This window comes from Companilactobacillus insicii (assembly GCF_003946015.1).
Taxonomy (GTDB): Bacteria; Bacillota; Bacilli; order Lactobacillales; family Lactobacillaceae; genus Companilactobacillus; species Companilactobacillus insicii.
Genome location: NZ_RHNU01000004.1, coordinates 39158 through 53682, shown reverse-complemented (window position 1 = coordinate 53682; position 14525 = coordinate 39158). Strand labels below are relative to the sequence as shown.

Here is a 14525-nt window from a genome sequence, read left to right as displayed (position 1 = left end):
AAAGGCAATAAAACCTTAATAAATTCTTAAAAGATGTACCCATTTACTCACAATGTTGCAAAAATATTACACAATATTTAGTTTCTGTTACAGAACGGAGGATTCGTTGAAAATCGGTTTTCAAGATAGTAATCTAATACGTAGATATTATATAGGGGGATACCTTCAATGAATAAAAAAGTGCTGTTAACAAGCGTTGCCGTTCTCAACACACTAGCTGCCGTTGCTGCACCAACGGTTGCTTCCGCTGCCACGGACACTACAAGTGTTCCAGAATCTTCAGAACAAGTAAGTAATACAACTCAAGATAATAATAAAGATACAAAAGTAATTGCCGGATCAGATGTTGCAGAGGCTGATACAACCGTTGCACATACTGCTGCTCTTCAAACACAACCATCTACTAAGGCTATTGTTCAAGCTACAAGTAGTGGTGTTACATGGGCTCAACAACAAGCTTTCTTAGCTGAAGCCGTTCCAATGGCTCAACAAGCTGCTGCAAAGTATAACGTTTATACTTCTGTTATGTTGGCTCAAGCAATCCTTGAAAGTGCTTGGGGTACATCAACTCTAGCAACTCAAGGCCACAACTTATTTGGTATTAAGGGTGACTATAACGGTGCTTATGTTTCTATGCCAACATCAGAATGGAGTGCGTCACAAGGTTGGTATACTATTTATGCTAACTTCAGACAATATCCTAGTTACTATGAATCATTCTTAGATAATGGTAATAAATTACGTAACGGCGTTTCATGGGACTCAGGTTACTACAAGGGTACATGGAAAGAAAATACATCATCATATAGAGATGCTACTGCCTGGTTACAAGGAAGATATGCAACTGCTCCTAATTATGCATCATCATTGAATAGTTTGATTGCTACATACAACTTAACTCAATATGATGGAACTCCTGAAACAAACAGTGGTTCTGATAGTGATACTAATAGTGGAACAGTTCGCGCAATGAAGTCACCATACACAAGAATTTATAACAATGAAGGTAAACTTGTTACAAATCGTGCATTGAGAACAAATACTGACTGGTACTACAACAGAACTAAGACAGATGCTAACGGTACTGTTTGGTATCATGTTGCCACAACTGAATGGGTCAGCGCTAACGACATTTCAGTTCAATAAAAATAATAAAATAATTTATAAAATTTTAAATCAGCTGTCGATTAAATCGATGGCTATTTTTTATGATTTTTTTTGTTTTTTTAAGGTGTTTTTATACAAAAAATATACATTCGTATATTACTATTGAAGGGATAGAGGTGAGGATATTGAAAAAAAGACTTGTTGCATTATTTGCTATAATGCTTACTGCAATTTTAGTATTGTCTGGTTGCTCAGGTAGTGGTGATCAGAAGACGATTACGGCTGTTGGATCATCTGCAGCCCAACCGTTAGTTGAACTTGCAGGTGAAGAATTCTCAAAGGATAATCCTAACGAATACGTAAATGTCCAGGGTGGAGGAACAGGTACAGGCTTAAGCCAAATACAACAGGGTGCTGTAAATATCGGTAACTCTGATCTTTATGCTGAGCAAAAAGATAATATTGATGCAAGTAAGTTGGTCGATCATCGTATTGCTGCTGTTGGAATGGTGCCAATCGTTAACAAGGATGTCAAAGTAGATTCTTTAACAATTAAACAATTACGACAAATCTTTTCAGGTCAAGTAACTAATTGGAGACAAGTTGGTGGACAAGATTTAAAAATAACAATCATCAATCGTGCGGATGGAAGTGGTACTAGATCAGCATTTGAAGATGATGTTATGGGCGGTTCACAGTTCGCTAGTTCACAAGAACAAGATTCCAGTGGTATGGTTCGTCAGATTGTTTACAATACAAATGGTGCAATTAGCTATTTGGCAATGCCTTATTTAAATGACACCGTTAAGACATTGAAGGTTAACGGTGTTGAACCGACAATTAAGAATATTGAAAATAACACTTGGAAAATATGGTCATATGAGCATCTATATACAAAGGGTGAAGCTACTGGTATGACTAAAAAATTCTTAGATTATATCATGACTGATAAAATCCAGACTCAAGTTGTTAAAAAACTGCAATATGTACCAATAAATAATATGCAATATCAAAAGGACTACAAGGGTAATGTGACACCTGTTTCAAAGGGGGCAAAGTAATATGAAAGATCCAATTAGAGAGAGTTTAACCAAAAAGTCGGTTTCAGCTAAACGTGAAACTAGAGGGAAAATAATTTCGTTCAGTTTTACGGCAATTATCGTAATTTTAGTTGTGACTATTATTGGATTCGTTGCTTCCAGAGGCTTGATTATCTTTGTTAAAGATGGTGTAAACCCAATTAACTTTTTAACACATTCAGTTTGGTCTCCAAATAAACTAGATAGTGCGGGACACCCAATTGTTGGGGCAGCGCCAATGATCATCGGATCATTTGCCGTTACATTAATCGCTGCCTTGATAGGAACTCCATTTGCAATAGCCGCAGCGTTATTTATGACAGAGATTTCACCTAAATGGGGACGCAAGGTATTGCAACCAGTAATTGAATTACTAGTTGGTATTCCATCAGTTGTTTATGGATTTATTGGTTTAACTATTGTTGTACCATTTGTTCGAAAGATTGCTGGAGGTAGTGGTTTTGGTATTTTAGCAGGATCATTCGTTTTATTCGTTATGATATTACCAACTATTACTTCAATGTCAGTGGATGCTCTGAGAGCAGTTCCACGATATTATCGTGAGGCTTCTCTTGCATTGGGTGCTACACGTTGGCAAACAATTCACAAAGTTATTTTGCGTGCGGCAACACCTGGTATCTTGACTGCCGTAGTTTTTGGTATGTCACGTGCTTTTGGTGAAGCACTTGCTGTTCAGATGGTTATTGGTAATGCAATGCTGTTGCCAAATAATCTAGTATCTCCATCATCTACATTAACTAGTGTTTTAACAATGAATATGGGTAATACAATTATGGGATCTACACCTAATAATGCATTATGGTCATTAGCATTACTGTTGCTTCTTATGTCATTGCTATTCAACTTCGTAATTAGAATAATCGCAAAGAGAGGTAAGATGTAATGTTCAATGAAAAAGTAAAAGATAAAATTGCTACTGGCGTTATTTACGCTATGTCAGGAATCATTGTGCTTATACTTGCTGGACTTTTGCTATATATACTAGGTAGTGGATTACGTTATGTTAACTGGCATTTTCTAACCTCAGGATCAAAGGCATTTCAGGCAGGTAGTGGTGTAGGCATTCAGCTGTTCAATTCGTTTTTCTTATTGATTTTATCGATGTTAATCTCCATTCCTATTGCTATTTCGGCGGGTATTTTCTTATCCGAGTATGCTGGCAAAAACAAATTGGTTGAAATTATCAGAGTATCAATTGAAGTTTTAAGTTCCTTACCATCAATCGTTGTAGGACTATTTGGCTTTTTGATTTTTGTAATTAGTTTTAAGTTTGGTTTTTCAATTTTGTCTGGTGCCTTAACTTTAACAGTTTTCAACTTGCCAATTTTAACTCGAAATGTTGAAGATTCATTAAGATCGGTTTCGCAATCACAACGTGAGGCTGGTTTGGCACTTGGTTTGTCAAAATGGGAAACTGTTATTCACGTTATTATTCCAGATGGTTTACCAGGTATTATTACCGGTATGATCATCGGAGCTGGTAGGGTCTTTGGTGAGGCCGCTGCGCTTATCTATACCGCAGGTCAAAGTGCACCACCACTTGATTTTACAAACTTTAATGTCTTCAGCATCACCAGTCCATTAAATCTGATGCGTCCTGCTGAGACATTAGCCGTTCATATTTGGAAGGTCAACTCTGAAGGATTGATCCCTGATGCCGTGCAAGTATCAGCCGGAGCTTCAGCAGTATTGATCATTGCAGTATTGTTATTCAATTTACTATCAAGATACATTGGTAACTTAGTTTATAAGAAAATGACAGGAGAGTAATTTTATGGATATACAAAATGAAGAACAATTTATTCATCATTTAGATGAAAAAGATCATGAAATTGCCATGTCTACCAATGACTTGCAGGTGTTTTATGGTGAAAAGGAAGCTATGCACAAAGCTAGCCTGCAATTTGAACGTTACAAAATAACTTCTTTAATAGGTGTTTCCGGTTCTGGTAAATCAACTTTCTTGCGGTCTTTGAATCGGATGAACGATAATGTACCTGGAGCAACTGTTAAGGGCCAAATTATGTATCGTGGTCTTGATATTAACAAGAATGATGTAGATATTTATGAAACAAGAAAGCATATTGGGATGGTTTTTCAACGTCCTAATCCTTTTGCAAAGTCGATTTATGACAATATAACTTTTGCTCTTAAGCGTCATGGTTTACATGATAAGAAAAAACTAGATGAGATTGTAGAAACAACTTTGAAGCAGGCTTCACTTTGGGATCAGGTAAAAGATGATCTCAATAAGAGTGCGATGGCATTATCTGGTGGACAACAACAACGATTGTGTATAGCGAGAGCAATTGCTATGAAACCAGATATCCTACTAATGGATGAACCGGCCAGTGCTCTGGATCCGATTTCGACTTCAAATATTGAAGAAACAATGCTCAATTTGAAAGATCAATTCACGATCATAATTGTTACACACAATATGCAACAAGCCGCTAGAATCAGTGATTATACAGCGTTCTTCCATATGGGACGCGTTGTGGAATTCAATGAGACTAGAAAAATCTTCACTCGTCCAAAAATTAAGACAACTGAAGATTATGTTTCAGGACACTTTGGGTAGGAGGCTCCACTATTGGCAGAAAAAATTTTAACATCTTCGGATGTACATTTGTTTTATGGAAAAAAAGAAGCACTTAAAGGAATCAACCTTGATTTCAATAAAAATGAAATAACTGCTTTAATCGGACCCTCAGGTTGTGGTAAGTCTACTTACTTACGCTGTTTGAACCGAATGAATGATTTAATACCTAATGTAACAATCACTGGAACTATTTCATTAGACGGTAAAAATATTTACGCACCTAACATCGATACGGTAGAATTAAGAAAGCAAGTCGGAATGGTGTTTCAACAGCCTAATCCATTTCCGTTCTCAGTTTATGATAACGTCATTTATGGATTGCGCTTAGCTGGAATTAAAGATAAAGCAGTTTTAGATGAAGCAGTAGAAACAAGTTTACAAAATGCTGCTGTGTGGGATGATGTTAAAGATAAGCTGCATCAAAGTGCCTTATCTTTATCTGGTGGACAGCAACAGAGGGTTTGTATTGCCAGAGTTCTGGCAGTTAAGCCTGATATTATTCTGTTAGATGAACCAACTTCCGCACTTGATCCAATATCATCAGCTAAGGTTGAAGATACAATGCTCAACTTGCGTGAGGATTATACAATCATTACTGTTACACATAATATGCAACAAGCTTCAAGAATCTCTGATCGTACAGCATTTTTCTTGAACGGAGAATTAATTGAAGCAGATAAAACAAAAAATATTTTCTTAAATCCAAAAGAAAAACAAACTGAAGATTATATTTCAGGAAAATTCGGATAGGGGGCAAGGATATGCGTAGTACTTTTGAAGAGCAACTTAATGATTTGCACTTACGATTCTCAGAAATGGGAATGATGGCCAGTGAGGCTATCATGAAATCAGTTAAAGCTTATATCAATCACGATAAAGCACTAGCTAAAGAAGTTATTGAAAAGGATGTCTATATTAATAGACGCGAAATGAATCTTGAAAAGGATTCTTTCGAAATGATTGCGTTGCAACAGCCTGTTACCTCAGACTTGCGAATGATCGTCACAGTTTTGAAGGCAAGTTCAGACTTAGAGCGTATGGGTGATCATGCTGTAAGTATTGCTCAAGAGACAATTAGAGTTAAAGGTAAGACTCGTATTCCTGAAATTGAAAAATTAATCAGTGAAATGGGTGATATGAGTACAAGTATTGTTGAAGACTCATTGGAAGCTTATTTGAAAAAAGACGGTGAAATGGCTGAAGAAGTTGCCAAACGTGATATTAAAATTGATGGCAAGAGTAAAATGATCAATGAGTTGTGTATCAAAGATATGCAAAAAACTGCAGATAACGTTTTGAGTGGTTCATCATACATGCTAGTTGCTAGTTATCTTGAACGTGTTGGTGATTATGCAACAAATATTTGTGAGTGGGTAGTATACTTGAATAGTGGTCATGTTATTGAATTGAATCGTAAACATATGGCAGATGAGGATTAGTTTACTGGTTGAAATTACCACAGCTATGTTGTATATTTTTTAGACAAAGTTGAGGTGAGATTTCTTGAAAAAAAGTTTAACAAGATCTAGTACCAATAGAATGCTTGCCGGAGTTTGTGGCGGTATAGGTGAATATTTTGGAATTGACTCAACTTGGATAAGATTAGGATTAATTTTTATTACTCCTTTTACGTACTTCTTAACAATTCCAGCTTATATAGTGTGCGTTTATCTAATGCCTGAGAAACGTAACATTCAGCGTACAGACTTTGACAAGTCATACAATCCATACAATCGAATTAACAATAGAATTCGCAAGATAAATAATACGAAGGGTCGGAGTGATAAAAACAAATGAGATTACTAATTAAAATGGCGATTTACACAGTACTATTTTTGGCAATAGCAAGTTTACTACCAGGGATGTTTTATGTTAACAGTTTGGGAACGGCAGTCTTGGCTAGTTTTGTTTTGATTGTCTTGAATTGGACGGTAAAACCCATTTTGCATATTATTTCTCTTCCAATCACATTTATAACCTTTGGATTGTTCTCGTTTGTAATAAGTGCAATAACCTTAGAAATAACATCATCGTTGATGGGGCCATCAACTTTCTACTTTAGTAGTTTTGGTGCAGCTATCGTTGTTGCCATCATACTGGCAATTTGCAATTCGGTTATTAGTAACTATGCTTCTGATAATTTTAATAAACGCTTTTAATGTAAAGGTACGTCTAAGTTAAAGTGACGTACCTTTTTTGTATTCTTGATACAGCTCAATTCTTTTATTGTTAGTAAAATGATAGAATTAAAGTTAAGAATAAAAATTAGTGAGGGTTGCTTTATGACAAGTTTTGTTACGGTATCTGAATTAGTTAAAGAAAATAATTTAAAGGTTTATGCTGGTAAGGAACTTTTAGATATTAAAAAAGTAATGACAAGTGATATTTCACGTCCTGGTATTGAATTAACGGGTTACTTTGATTATTATCCTAGCGAACGTATCCAACTATTTGGACAGACTGAATCAGCTTATTCACATTCGATGACTGCCAATAATCGTTACAAGGTAATGTTGGAGATATGTCGAGAGGATACACCGGTATTATTGATTTCACGTGATATTAAGCCTAGTGCAGAATTAATACGTGCAGCAAATGAACACGGTGTTCCAGTTATCGGATCAGAATTACCTACAACAAGACTTTCAAGTATGGTCACAGAATATTTGGATCAGCGCTTAGCACCCAGAGAGTCAATCCATGGTGTTCTAGTAGATGTCTATGGTATTGGAATTCTTCTTACAGGTCACTCGGGTATTGGTAAGAGTGAAACAGCTCTTGAATTGGTCAAGCGCGGACATCGTTTAATTGCTGATGACCGTGTTGATGTTTATCAACAAGATGAAAAGACAATTGTTGGTGAAGCACCCAAGATACTGAATCATTTACTTGAGATTCGTGGTATTGGAATTATTGATGTCATGAACTTATTTGGTGCCGGCGCAGTTCGTTCAGAGAGTAAGATTTCACTAATTATTAATTTGGAAGATTGGTCACCAGATAAGAATTACGATAGATTAGGTTCAATGGAAGACAATCGACCAATCTTTGATGTGGATGTGCCACAAATAACAGTTCCAGTTAAAGTCGGCCGTAATATTTCAATTATTATTGAGGTCGCAGCTATGAATTTCCGTGCAAAGAACATGGGATATGATGCAACTAAAAAATTCGAAGAAAATCTTGGATCATTGATTAAAGAAAATACTGAAAACGAAGAAGGTAACAAATGAGCTTATTAGCATTAAATCCTATCGCCTTTAATCTAGGTGGTTTAGAGATCCATTGGTATGGAATAATTATTGCTCTAGGAGCCTTGGTAGGAGTTTTGATGGCGATGTCTGAAGCAAAGAAACGAGGCATTGACCCAGATAATATTCTTGATTTGGTTTTATGGGGTGTTCCGATTGGTTTAATTGGAGCTAGATTATATTACGTTGTTTTTGAACTACCATTTTATGTTTCTAATCCCGGCGAGATAATCAAGATCTGGCATGGTGGTATTGCCATATATGGTGGATTGATTGCAGCCGGTATTGTTTTATATGTATTATGCAAAAAACGTAATATATCGGTTTGGTTGATGTTAGATATTGCAGCACCGTCAGTTTTATTAGGTCAGATAGTTGGACGTTGGGGCAACTTCATGAACCAAGAAGCATTTGGTGCTAAGACCAGCTTGGACTTTTTACAGTCGCTACATTTACCTCACTTTATTATTGAGCAGATGTATATCAATGGAGCCTATCGTCAACCGACATTTTTGTATGAATCATTTTTTAATTTGATTGGATTGATAATCATCTTGATTATTCGTCATCGCAAGCAATTGCTCAAACAAGGTGAAGTATTCTTATCATATTTGATTTGGTATCCAACAGTTAGATTCTTTGTCGAAGGTATGAGAACGGATAGTTTATATATTATGCCTGGCATCAGGGCTTCACAGGTTTTATCGGTTGTTCTATTCGTTGCGGCTGTTAGCCTTTTAATATATCGCAGGAGAAACATTTTTAAACTGCCATGGTATGTTGAGGCAAAATAATGGTAATTTATTTTTAAAATGGTAAGATTTTTAAAGTCGATAGAGATAAGTACATATGTTTGCTTATCTGATGATTTATGCAAGAGGAGGTACTATTAATGAAAACATATGATGTAGTTGTTATTGGTGCGGGTCCTGGTGGATTGACTGCAGCCTTATATGCATCAAGAGCTAACTTATCAGTAATGATCCTTGACCGTGGAATTTATGGTGGTCAAATGAACAACACTGCTGAGATTGAGAATTATCCTGGTTTCGAATCGATCTTGGGACCTGATTTGAGTGAAAAAATGTATAATTCCTCAATTCGCTTTGGTGCTGACTTTGGTTATGGTACTGTTGAATCAGTTGAGGATAAAGGAACAACTAAGATTGTTCATACTGATGATGGTGATTATGAAGCTAAAGTTGTAATTATTGCTACTGGATCACAATATAAGAAGATCGGCGTACCTGGAGAAGAAGAACTTTCAGGCCGCGGAGTTTCATACTGTGCTGTATGTGATGGTGCTTTCTTCAAAGGCAAGGATGTTGCTGTCATTGGTGGTGGAGATTCAGCTGTTGAGGAAGGTGTATATCTTACACAATTAGCTAAATCAGTTACAATTATTCACCGTCGTGATCAATTACGTGCACAAAAGATCCTTCAAGATCGTGCATTTAAGAATGATAAGATAAAATTTGTTTGGAACGCTGACGTTAAAGAAATCGTCGAAAAAGACGGAAAAGTTGGCGGAGTTCGTTATATCGATAAAGAAACTGGTGACGAACATATTGTTCCTGCCAGTGGTGCATTTATCTATGTTGGTATTCAACCAATGACTGATTCATTCAAGAGCTTAGGAATTCTTGATGAAGATGGTTGGATCAATACAACTGAACACATGGAGACCAAGGTACCTGGTGTATATGCTATCGGTGACGTTAGAAAGAAAGATTTACGTCAAATTGCAACAGCCGTTGGTGAAGGTGGTATTGCAGGTCAAGAGGCTTTCAATTATATTCAAACATTAGGTGATAAAGTTACAGCTTAATAATTTAACTTATAAAAGAGTGGATATGTTCCACTCTTTTTTTATAACCATATTTATTAAAAAATTTTTGCAATATTTGACTTCACTTTTAACATGTTTAAACATATAATATATTATGAAATATGGATAAGAGATTGGAGTGTTTTATATGCGCGAATTTATAAACGAGAGTAACCAGGTGTATCAAGATTCTGAATTGAATATTCACACTAATTTAAAATTACTCCGTCAAAGGTTTGGAGTAACTCAAAAGCAAGTTGCAGAGGTCTTACACATAGATGTAACCACGCTATCTCACTATGAAACAGGAATAAGAGTTCCTGACATTGAGACCCTTATAAGATTAGCAGATTACTATGGAACAACAGTTAACTGCATAATAAGTTGTGAAGCAATTTAGATAAATGACTCGTTATTACAGTAACGAGTTATTTTTATGTTGATTTTAAGTCCTATTTAATTTTTATTGCTATAATAATACTGTGTAAGTACTTTCAAATTAGGAGGACGTTTTAATGTCTTGGCAAGAAACAGTACAGCAATGGCTAGATTATAAGGAACTAGATCCTGAATTAAAATCTCAATTAAATGAATTACAAAAAGATTCCGATAAGTGTGAGGAAGCATTTTATGCACCAATGGAATTTGGAACCGCTGGTATGCGTGGTTTGATTGGTCCCGGAATCAATCGTATGAACATTTATACCGTGCGTCAGGCCGCTGAAGGTTTGGCTTCATTTATGGATACACTTGATGATGACAAGAAGTCTCAAGGTGTAGCAATCAGTTATGATTCTCGTTATCACTCACAAGATTTCGCATACGAATCAGCTAAGGTTTTGGGTGCACATGGTATTCATAGTTATGTTTTTGATAGTTTGCGTCCAACTCCAGAATTATCATTTGCAGTTAGAAGTTTACCAACGTATGCCGGAATTATGATTACTGCAAGTCATAATCCTAAGCAATATAACGGATTTAAGATTTATGGTCCAGATGGTGGACAAATGCCACCAACAGAATCTGATAATATTACAAGTTTTGCTCGTAAGGCTAATGACTTATTTGCAATTAAAACTAAATCAGTGCAACAATTACGTGCCGAAAAACTACTAACTTTGATTGGTGAAGATGTTGATCTTAAGTATTTGGATAAATTAGATACTGTCGTTGTAAATCACGACTTGATCAAAGAAGTTGGGGATAAGATGAAGTTTGTTTATACTCCACTTCATGGTACAGGTAAGATGATTGCACCAAGAATCTTCCAAAAACTTGGATTTGAAAACTTCTCAATGGTAACTGAACAAGCTATTCTTGATCCTGAATTCGAAACAACACCATTTCCTAATCCTGAGTTCGCTCAGACATTTGATTTGGCAATCGAAAAAGGTAAGAAGATTGGTGCGAATATCTTAATTGCTACTGATCCTGACGCTGATAGATTGGGCGCAGCTGTTCGTCAACCAGACGGATCATATAAGTTGATGACTGGTAATCAGATTGCATCAGTATTGTTAAATTATATTTTGAATGCCAAAAAGGAATTAGAAACATTACCAGCCAATGGTGCAGTTGTTAAGTCAATTGTTTCTTCAGAATTGGCAACGGCAATTGCTAAAAAATATAATATAAAAATGTACGATGTATTAACTGGATTCAAGTATATCGCTGAAAAGATTCAAAACTTTGAAGATACTGGTAGTCATGAATTCCTATTCGGCTTCGAAGAGAGTTATGGATATCTTGTTAAACCATTTGTTCGTGATAAGGATGCTATGCAATCAACTATTCTATTAGCTGAAGCTGCTGCTTATTATGAATCAAAGGGTAAGACTATCTATGATGCTCTTGAAGATTTGTATGCTGAATTTGGATACTATCGTGAAAAGACTATTTCAAAGACCTTTGAAGGAATTTCTGGAAAAGATAGAATGAAAGATATTATGAAGCAGTTCCGTGAAGAAGGTATTAGTGAGATTAACGATGTTAAGGTCGTTGAATCACTTGATTACTTGAATCAAATCGATAAGACAGCAGATGGTACTAAAGAAACTGGGTTACCAAAAGCCGATGCTTTGAAGTTTATTTTGGAAGACGGTACTTGGGTGGCAATTCGTCCATCAGGTACAGAACCAAAAATGAAGTTCTATATTGGAATTACTAGTGATAGTGATGACAATGCGGCTACTAAGTTAGACAGTTTTGCTAAAGTTATTGATAGCTGGGAATAATATTAAGATTTTTTAAAAAAGTAGGAATCATCATTAAGATGGTTCCTACTTTTTTATTTTTATAATATATAATGATATATAATTGTATTTATATGATTATCAGGGGGCTTTTTTATGAATCATATTACAAAGAATAAGAAATTATCAGCAATAATTTTATTATTCATTTTTGGATTGTCATTAGTTGTTAATTTTTTGCAAACAACAACTAGTTATGCGCAGACATTGCAAATATTGAATTCTAGTGATGCAACCATCATCGACGGGGATGGTAATGATGTTACTAATGTTGATGACTTATCCAATTATACTTTTTTAAAGGTCAATTATAATTGGAGCATTCCTAATGGAACTACGATTAATAATGGAGATACTATTAATTTTGAGCTTCCTTCAAAAGTTAATGCTCAATTCAGCAATGGTGAGAATCAACCTTATGAAATTGACGTAATGAATAATGGTGACAAAGTTGGTGAGGCTGTGATTCCATACAATTCTCACACAGGTACTATTACCTTTAACGATAAGCTTGCAGATTTTAATACTGGATTAAGTGGGACCTTATCACTAAATGCTAAGGGAGCAACCAATTCGAGCGGTGGCTCTGGATCAGGTGATGGAGATAACGGAGTATTTTCCGCTAAGAATGGTTGGATCAATCGTGATACTAGTACTGGTGTTAGTGCTACGGGATTGCCACAACAGTTGTATTGGAGTGTGGTCTTGAATCCATATAACTACACTGTAACAAATCAGACTTTAACCGATAATGTTGCAGATGGGCAGAAGTTTATCGAAGATTCAATGAGCGTCAAGTTTGGTGATGACAATGAGACTGAGCCATACACAATTCAGTACAACAATGATGATACACAATTCAAAATAGTTTTTGCTTCGACGCTGAATAAGAAGATCTCTTTAAGTTATCGAACGGAAATAACCAATCAAGATGATTTATTATTAAATGGAGATTATCTCTGGAAAAATAGTGCTATAAGTGACAATGATAATGTTGTGAACTCTGATGGCAAAGTAATGACATACGCAGTGGGAAGCAATGAGTTTCATTCAGCTATTCCCTATGGTGGTAGTGCATCAGCAGGAGGACATAATGGAACTGTAACTTTAACTAAAGAAGACACTGATGATTCTAGTAAGTTACTGTCTGGTGCAGTTTTTGAGTTGTTAAATTCAGATGACAAAATATTAAATAATCACTTGATTACGGATAGTGATGGTAAGGTGACATTAAATTACTTAGATCCTGGAAAGTATTCTTTGAAGGAAATCACTCCACCAGATGGGTATCAGCTTAGTGATAATAACGTACAAGAGTTTACTATTGCTGATGATCAATCAACCGGTCAAGATTTTGTAATGAAGAATTCCAAAGTAGCTGTGGTTAATCCTACGGGAAGTGTAACTTTAACTAAAACAGCATCTGATACAAAGAAGGTATTACCAGGTGCAAGTTTCCAACTTGAAAAATCAGACGGAACCAAAATTGGTGATCCGCAAATAACTGATAAGAACGGTCAAATTGTATTAAACAAACTTGATTATGGTGATTATCAATTTATTGAGACCTCAGCTCCATCTGGATATAAATTGGATACAACGCCAGTTGCTTTTACGATAAGTAAAGACAAATCAGCTGCCACCGTTTCAGTAGTTGATCAAAAAATAACTTCTGGTGGCGGAGGTACGACTACCCCTAGTGATACAACAGGAAGTGTAACTTTAATAAAACGTGATTCTTCGAGTAATGATGTCTTACAAGGTGCTGTGTTCAAATTGCTAGATAGCAACGGTGATGAAGTGCCTGGAGATTATGTGACTGATAAAAATGGAGAAATAAATATATCTGGTTTGAAGACAGGTAAGTATAGCTTTACTGAGATAACTGCTCCGGATGGTTATGAATTAAACGATTCTCCGGTTGAATTCACAATCGATGAAGACAAGAATGTTACAGTTTCAGTATTTGATGAGGCAATCTCAACTACTACGCCTACGGATCCAAATAATCCAGACAAACCAACTGATCCGAATAAACCTGGAACGGATAAACCAACGAATCCTGAAACACCAACGGATCCAGATAATCCATTATTACCAAGTAATCCATGGGTACCGACACATCCAGAAAATCCAAACGTGCCAGATAACCCATTGATACCACAAATACCTGGTAATAGTGTTGGAAATAATAATACAAATTCGAATCCTGCTAGTGGCAGTTCAAATAATAATGCTGGCAAATTACCACAAACAGGGGTTGCCGGAAGTAATATTGAATTGTATTTAGGTATTGTTGTGCTACTAATTGCTATGTCAGGATTGACATACGAATACATTGAAATTAAGAGATAAAATTATAGACGAAGAAATTCGTCTATTTTT

15 protein-coding genes are annotated in these 14525 nt (G+C 35.8%); all 15 read left to right on the top strand.

Features of this window, described 5'->3' with window-relative positions; translation table 11 throughout:
* Positions 1–168: 168 nt before the first annotated feature.
* The 15 genes from EKM79_RS02225 to EKM79_RS02155 all read left to right on the top strand — a co-directional run bounded on the left by EKM79_RS02225 (position 169) and on the right by EKM79_RS02155 (position 14495).
* Complete coding sequence (locus EKM79_RS02225; protein ID WP_125565511.1) at positions 169–1146, top strand: glycoside hydrolase family 73 protein; 978 nt, start codon at positions 169–171, stop codon at positions 1144–1146.
* A gap of 146 nt (positions 1147–1292) precedes the next feature.
* Positions 1293–2168 (top strand): phosphate ABC transporter substrate-binding protein PstS family protein, encoded by an 876-nt coding sequence (locus EKM79_RS02220; RefSeq protein ID WP_125565510.1) that lies wholly within the window; start codon positions 1293–1295, stop codon positions 2166–2168.
* A gap of 1 nt (position 2169) precedes the next feature.
* The gene (pstC, locus tag EKM79_RS02215; protein WP_125565509.1) at positions 2170–3090 is read left to right on the top strand and encodes a phosphate ABC transporter permease subunit PstC; all 921 of its coding nucleotides are present in this window, start codon (positions 2170–2172) and stop codon (positions 3088–3090) included.
* Positions 3090–3977 (top strand): phosphate ABC transporter permease PstA, encoded by an 888-nt coding sequence (gene pstA / locus EKM79_RS02210; protein ID WP_125565508.1) that lies wholly within the window; start codon positions 3090–3092, stop codon positions 3975–3977. The genes pstC and pstA overlap by 1 nt, the downstream gene beginning before the upstream one ends.
* 4 nt (positions 3978–3981) lie before the next feature.
* A complete protein-coding gene (pstB, locus tag EKM79_RS02205) occupies positions 3982–4788 on the top strand; it encodes a phosphate ABC transporter ATP-binding protein PstB (RefSeq protein ID WP_125565507.1) in 807 nt (268 codons plus the stop codon).
* A gap of 12 nt (positions 4789–4800) precedes the next feature.
* Entirely contained in the window at positions 4801–5559 is a 759-nt protein-coding gene (gene pstB / locus EKM79_RS02200) for a phosphate ABC transporter ATP-binding protein PstB (protein ID WP_125565506.1), read from the top strand.
* 11 nt (positions 5560–5570) lie between these two features.
* Positions 5571–6248, top strand: a complete 678-nt coding sequence (gene phoU / locus EKM79_RS02195) for a phosphate signaling complex protein PhoU (protein WP_125565505.1) — start codon at positions 5571–5573, stop codon at positions 6246–6248.
* A gap of 64 nt (positions 6249–6312) precedes the next feature.
* Complete coding sequence (locus EKM79_RS02190) at positions 6313–6606, top strand: PspC domain-containing protein (protein WP_125565504.1); 294 nt, start codon at positions 6313–6315, stop codon at positions 6604–6606.
* Entirely contained in the window at positions 6603–6968 is a 366-nt protein-coding gene (locus tag EKM79_RS02185) for a phage holin family protein (protein WP_125565503.1), read from the top strand. The genes EKM79_RS02190 and EKM79_RS02185 overlap by 4 nt, the downstream gene beginning before the upstream one ends.
* Before the next feature lie 123 nt (positions 6969–7091).
* Positions 7092–8042: an HPr(Ser) kinase/phosphatase gene (gene hprK / locus EKM79_RS02180; RefSeq protein ID WP_125565502.1), complete on the top strand. Its 951-nt coding sequence runs from the start codon at positions 7092–7094 to the stop codon at positions 8040–8042.
* Complete coding sequence (gene lgt / locus EKM79_RS02175) at positions 8039–8854, top strand: prolipoprotein diacylglyceryl transferase (protein ID WP_125565501.1); 816 nt, start codon at positions 8039–8041, stop codon at positions 8852–8854. The genes hprK and lgt overlap by 4 nt, the downstream gene beginning before the upstream one ends.
* A gap of 98 nt (positions 8855–8952) precedes the next feature.
* Complete coding sequence (trxB, locus tag EKM79_RS02170) at positions 8953–9888, top strand: thioredoxin-disulfide reductase (RefSeq protein WP_125565500.1); 936 nt, start codon at positions 8953–8955, stop codon at positions 9886–9888.
* Positions 9889–10036: 148 nt separating this feature from the next.
* Positions 10037–10288 (top strand): helix-turn-helix domain-containing protein, encoded by a 252-nt coding sequence (locus EKM79_RS12495; RefSeq protein ID WP_125565499.1) that lies wholly within the window; start codon positions 10037–10039, stop codon positions 10286–10288.
* A 115-nt stretch (positions 10289–10403) separates the two neighbouring features.
* Positions 10404–12122 (top strand): phospho-sugar mutase, encoded by a 1719-nt coding sequence (locus EKM79_RS02160; protein WP_125565498.1) that lies wholly within the window; start codon positions 10404–10406, stop codon positions 12120–12122.
* A gap of 114 nt (positions 12123–12236) precedes the next feature.
* Positions 12237–14495, top strand: coding sequence for a SpaA isopeptide-forming pilin-related protein (locus EKM79_RS02155; protein WP_125565497.1), 2259 nt, complete (start codon positions 12237–12239; stop codon positions 14493–14495).
* Positions 14496–14525 lie beyond the last annotated feature (30 nt).

Coding starts and splice junctions, on each gene's coding strand:
- EKM79_RS02225 (WP_125565511.1), top strand. CDS start 169: ATGAATAAAAAAGTGCTGTTAACAAGCGTTGCCGTTCTCAACACACTA.
- pstC (WP_125565509.1), top strand. CDS start 2,170: ATGAAAGATCCAATTAGAGAGAGTTTAACCAAAAAGTCGGTTTCAGCT.
- pstA (WP_125565508.1), top strand. CDS start 3,090: ATGTTCAATGAAAAAGTAAAAGATAAAATTGCTACTGGCGTTATTTAC.
- pstB (WP_125565507.1), top strand. CDS start 3,982: ATGGATATACAAAATGAAGAACAATTTATTCATCATTTAGATGAAAAA.
- phoU (WP_125565505.1), top strand. CDS start 5,571: ATGCGTAGTACTTTTGAAGAGCAACTTAATGATTTGCACTTACGATTC.
- EKM79_RS02185 (WP_125565503.1), top strand. CDS start 6,603: ATGAGATTACTAATTAAAATGGCGATTTACACAGTACTATTTTTGGCA.
- hprK (WP_125565502.1), top strand. CDS start 7,092: ATGACAAGTTTTGTTACGGTATCTGAATTAGTTAAAGAAAATAATTTA.
- lgt (WP_125565501.1), top strand. CDS start 8,039: ATGAGCTTATTAGCATTAAATCCTATCGCCTTTAATCTAGGTGGTTTA.
- trxB (WP_125565500.1), top strand. CDS start 8,953: ATGAAAACATATGATGTAGTTGTTATTGGTGCGGGTCCTGGTGGATTG.
- EKM79_RS12495 (WP_125565499.1), top strand. CDS start 10,037: ATGCGCGAATTTATAAACGAGAGTAACCAGGTGTATCAAGATTCTGAA.
- EKM79_RS02160 (WP_125565498.1), top strand. CDS start 10,404: ATGTCTTGGCAAGAAACAGTACAGCAATGGCTAGATTATAAGGAACTA.
- EKM79_RS02155 (WP_125565497.1), top strand. CDS start 12,237: ATGAATCATATTACAAAGAATAAGAAATTATCAGCAATAATTTTATTA.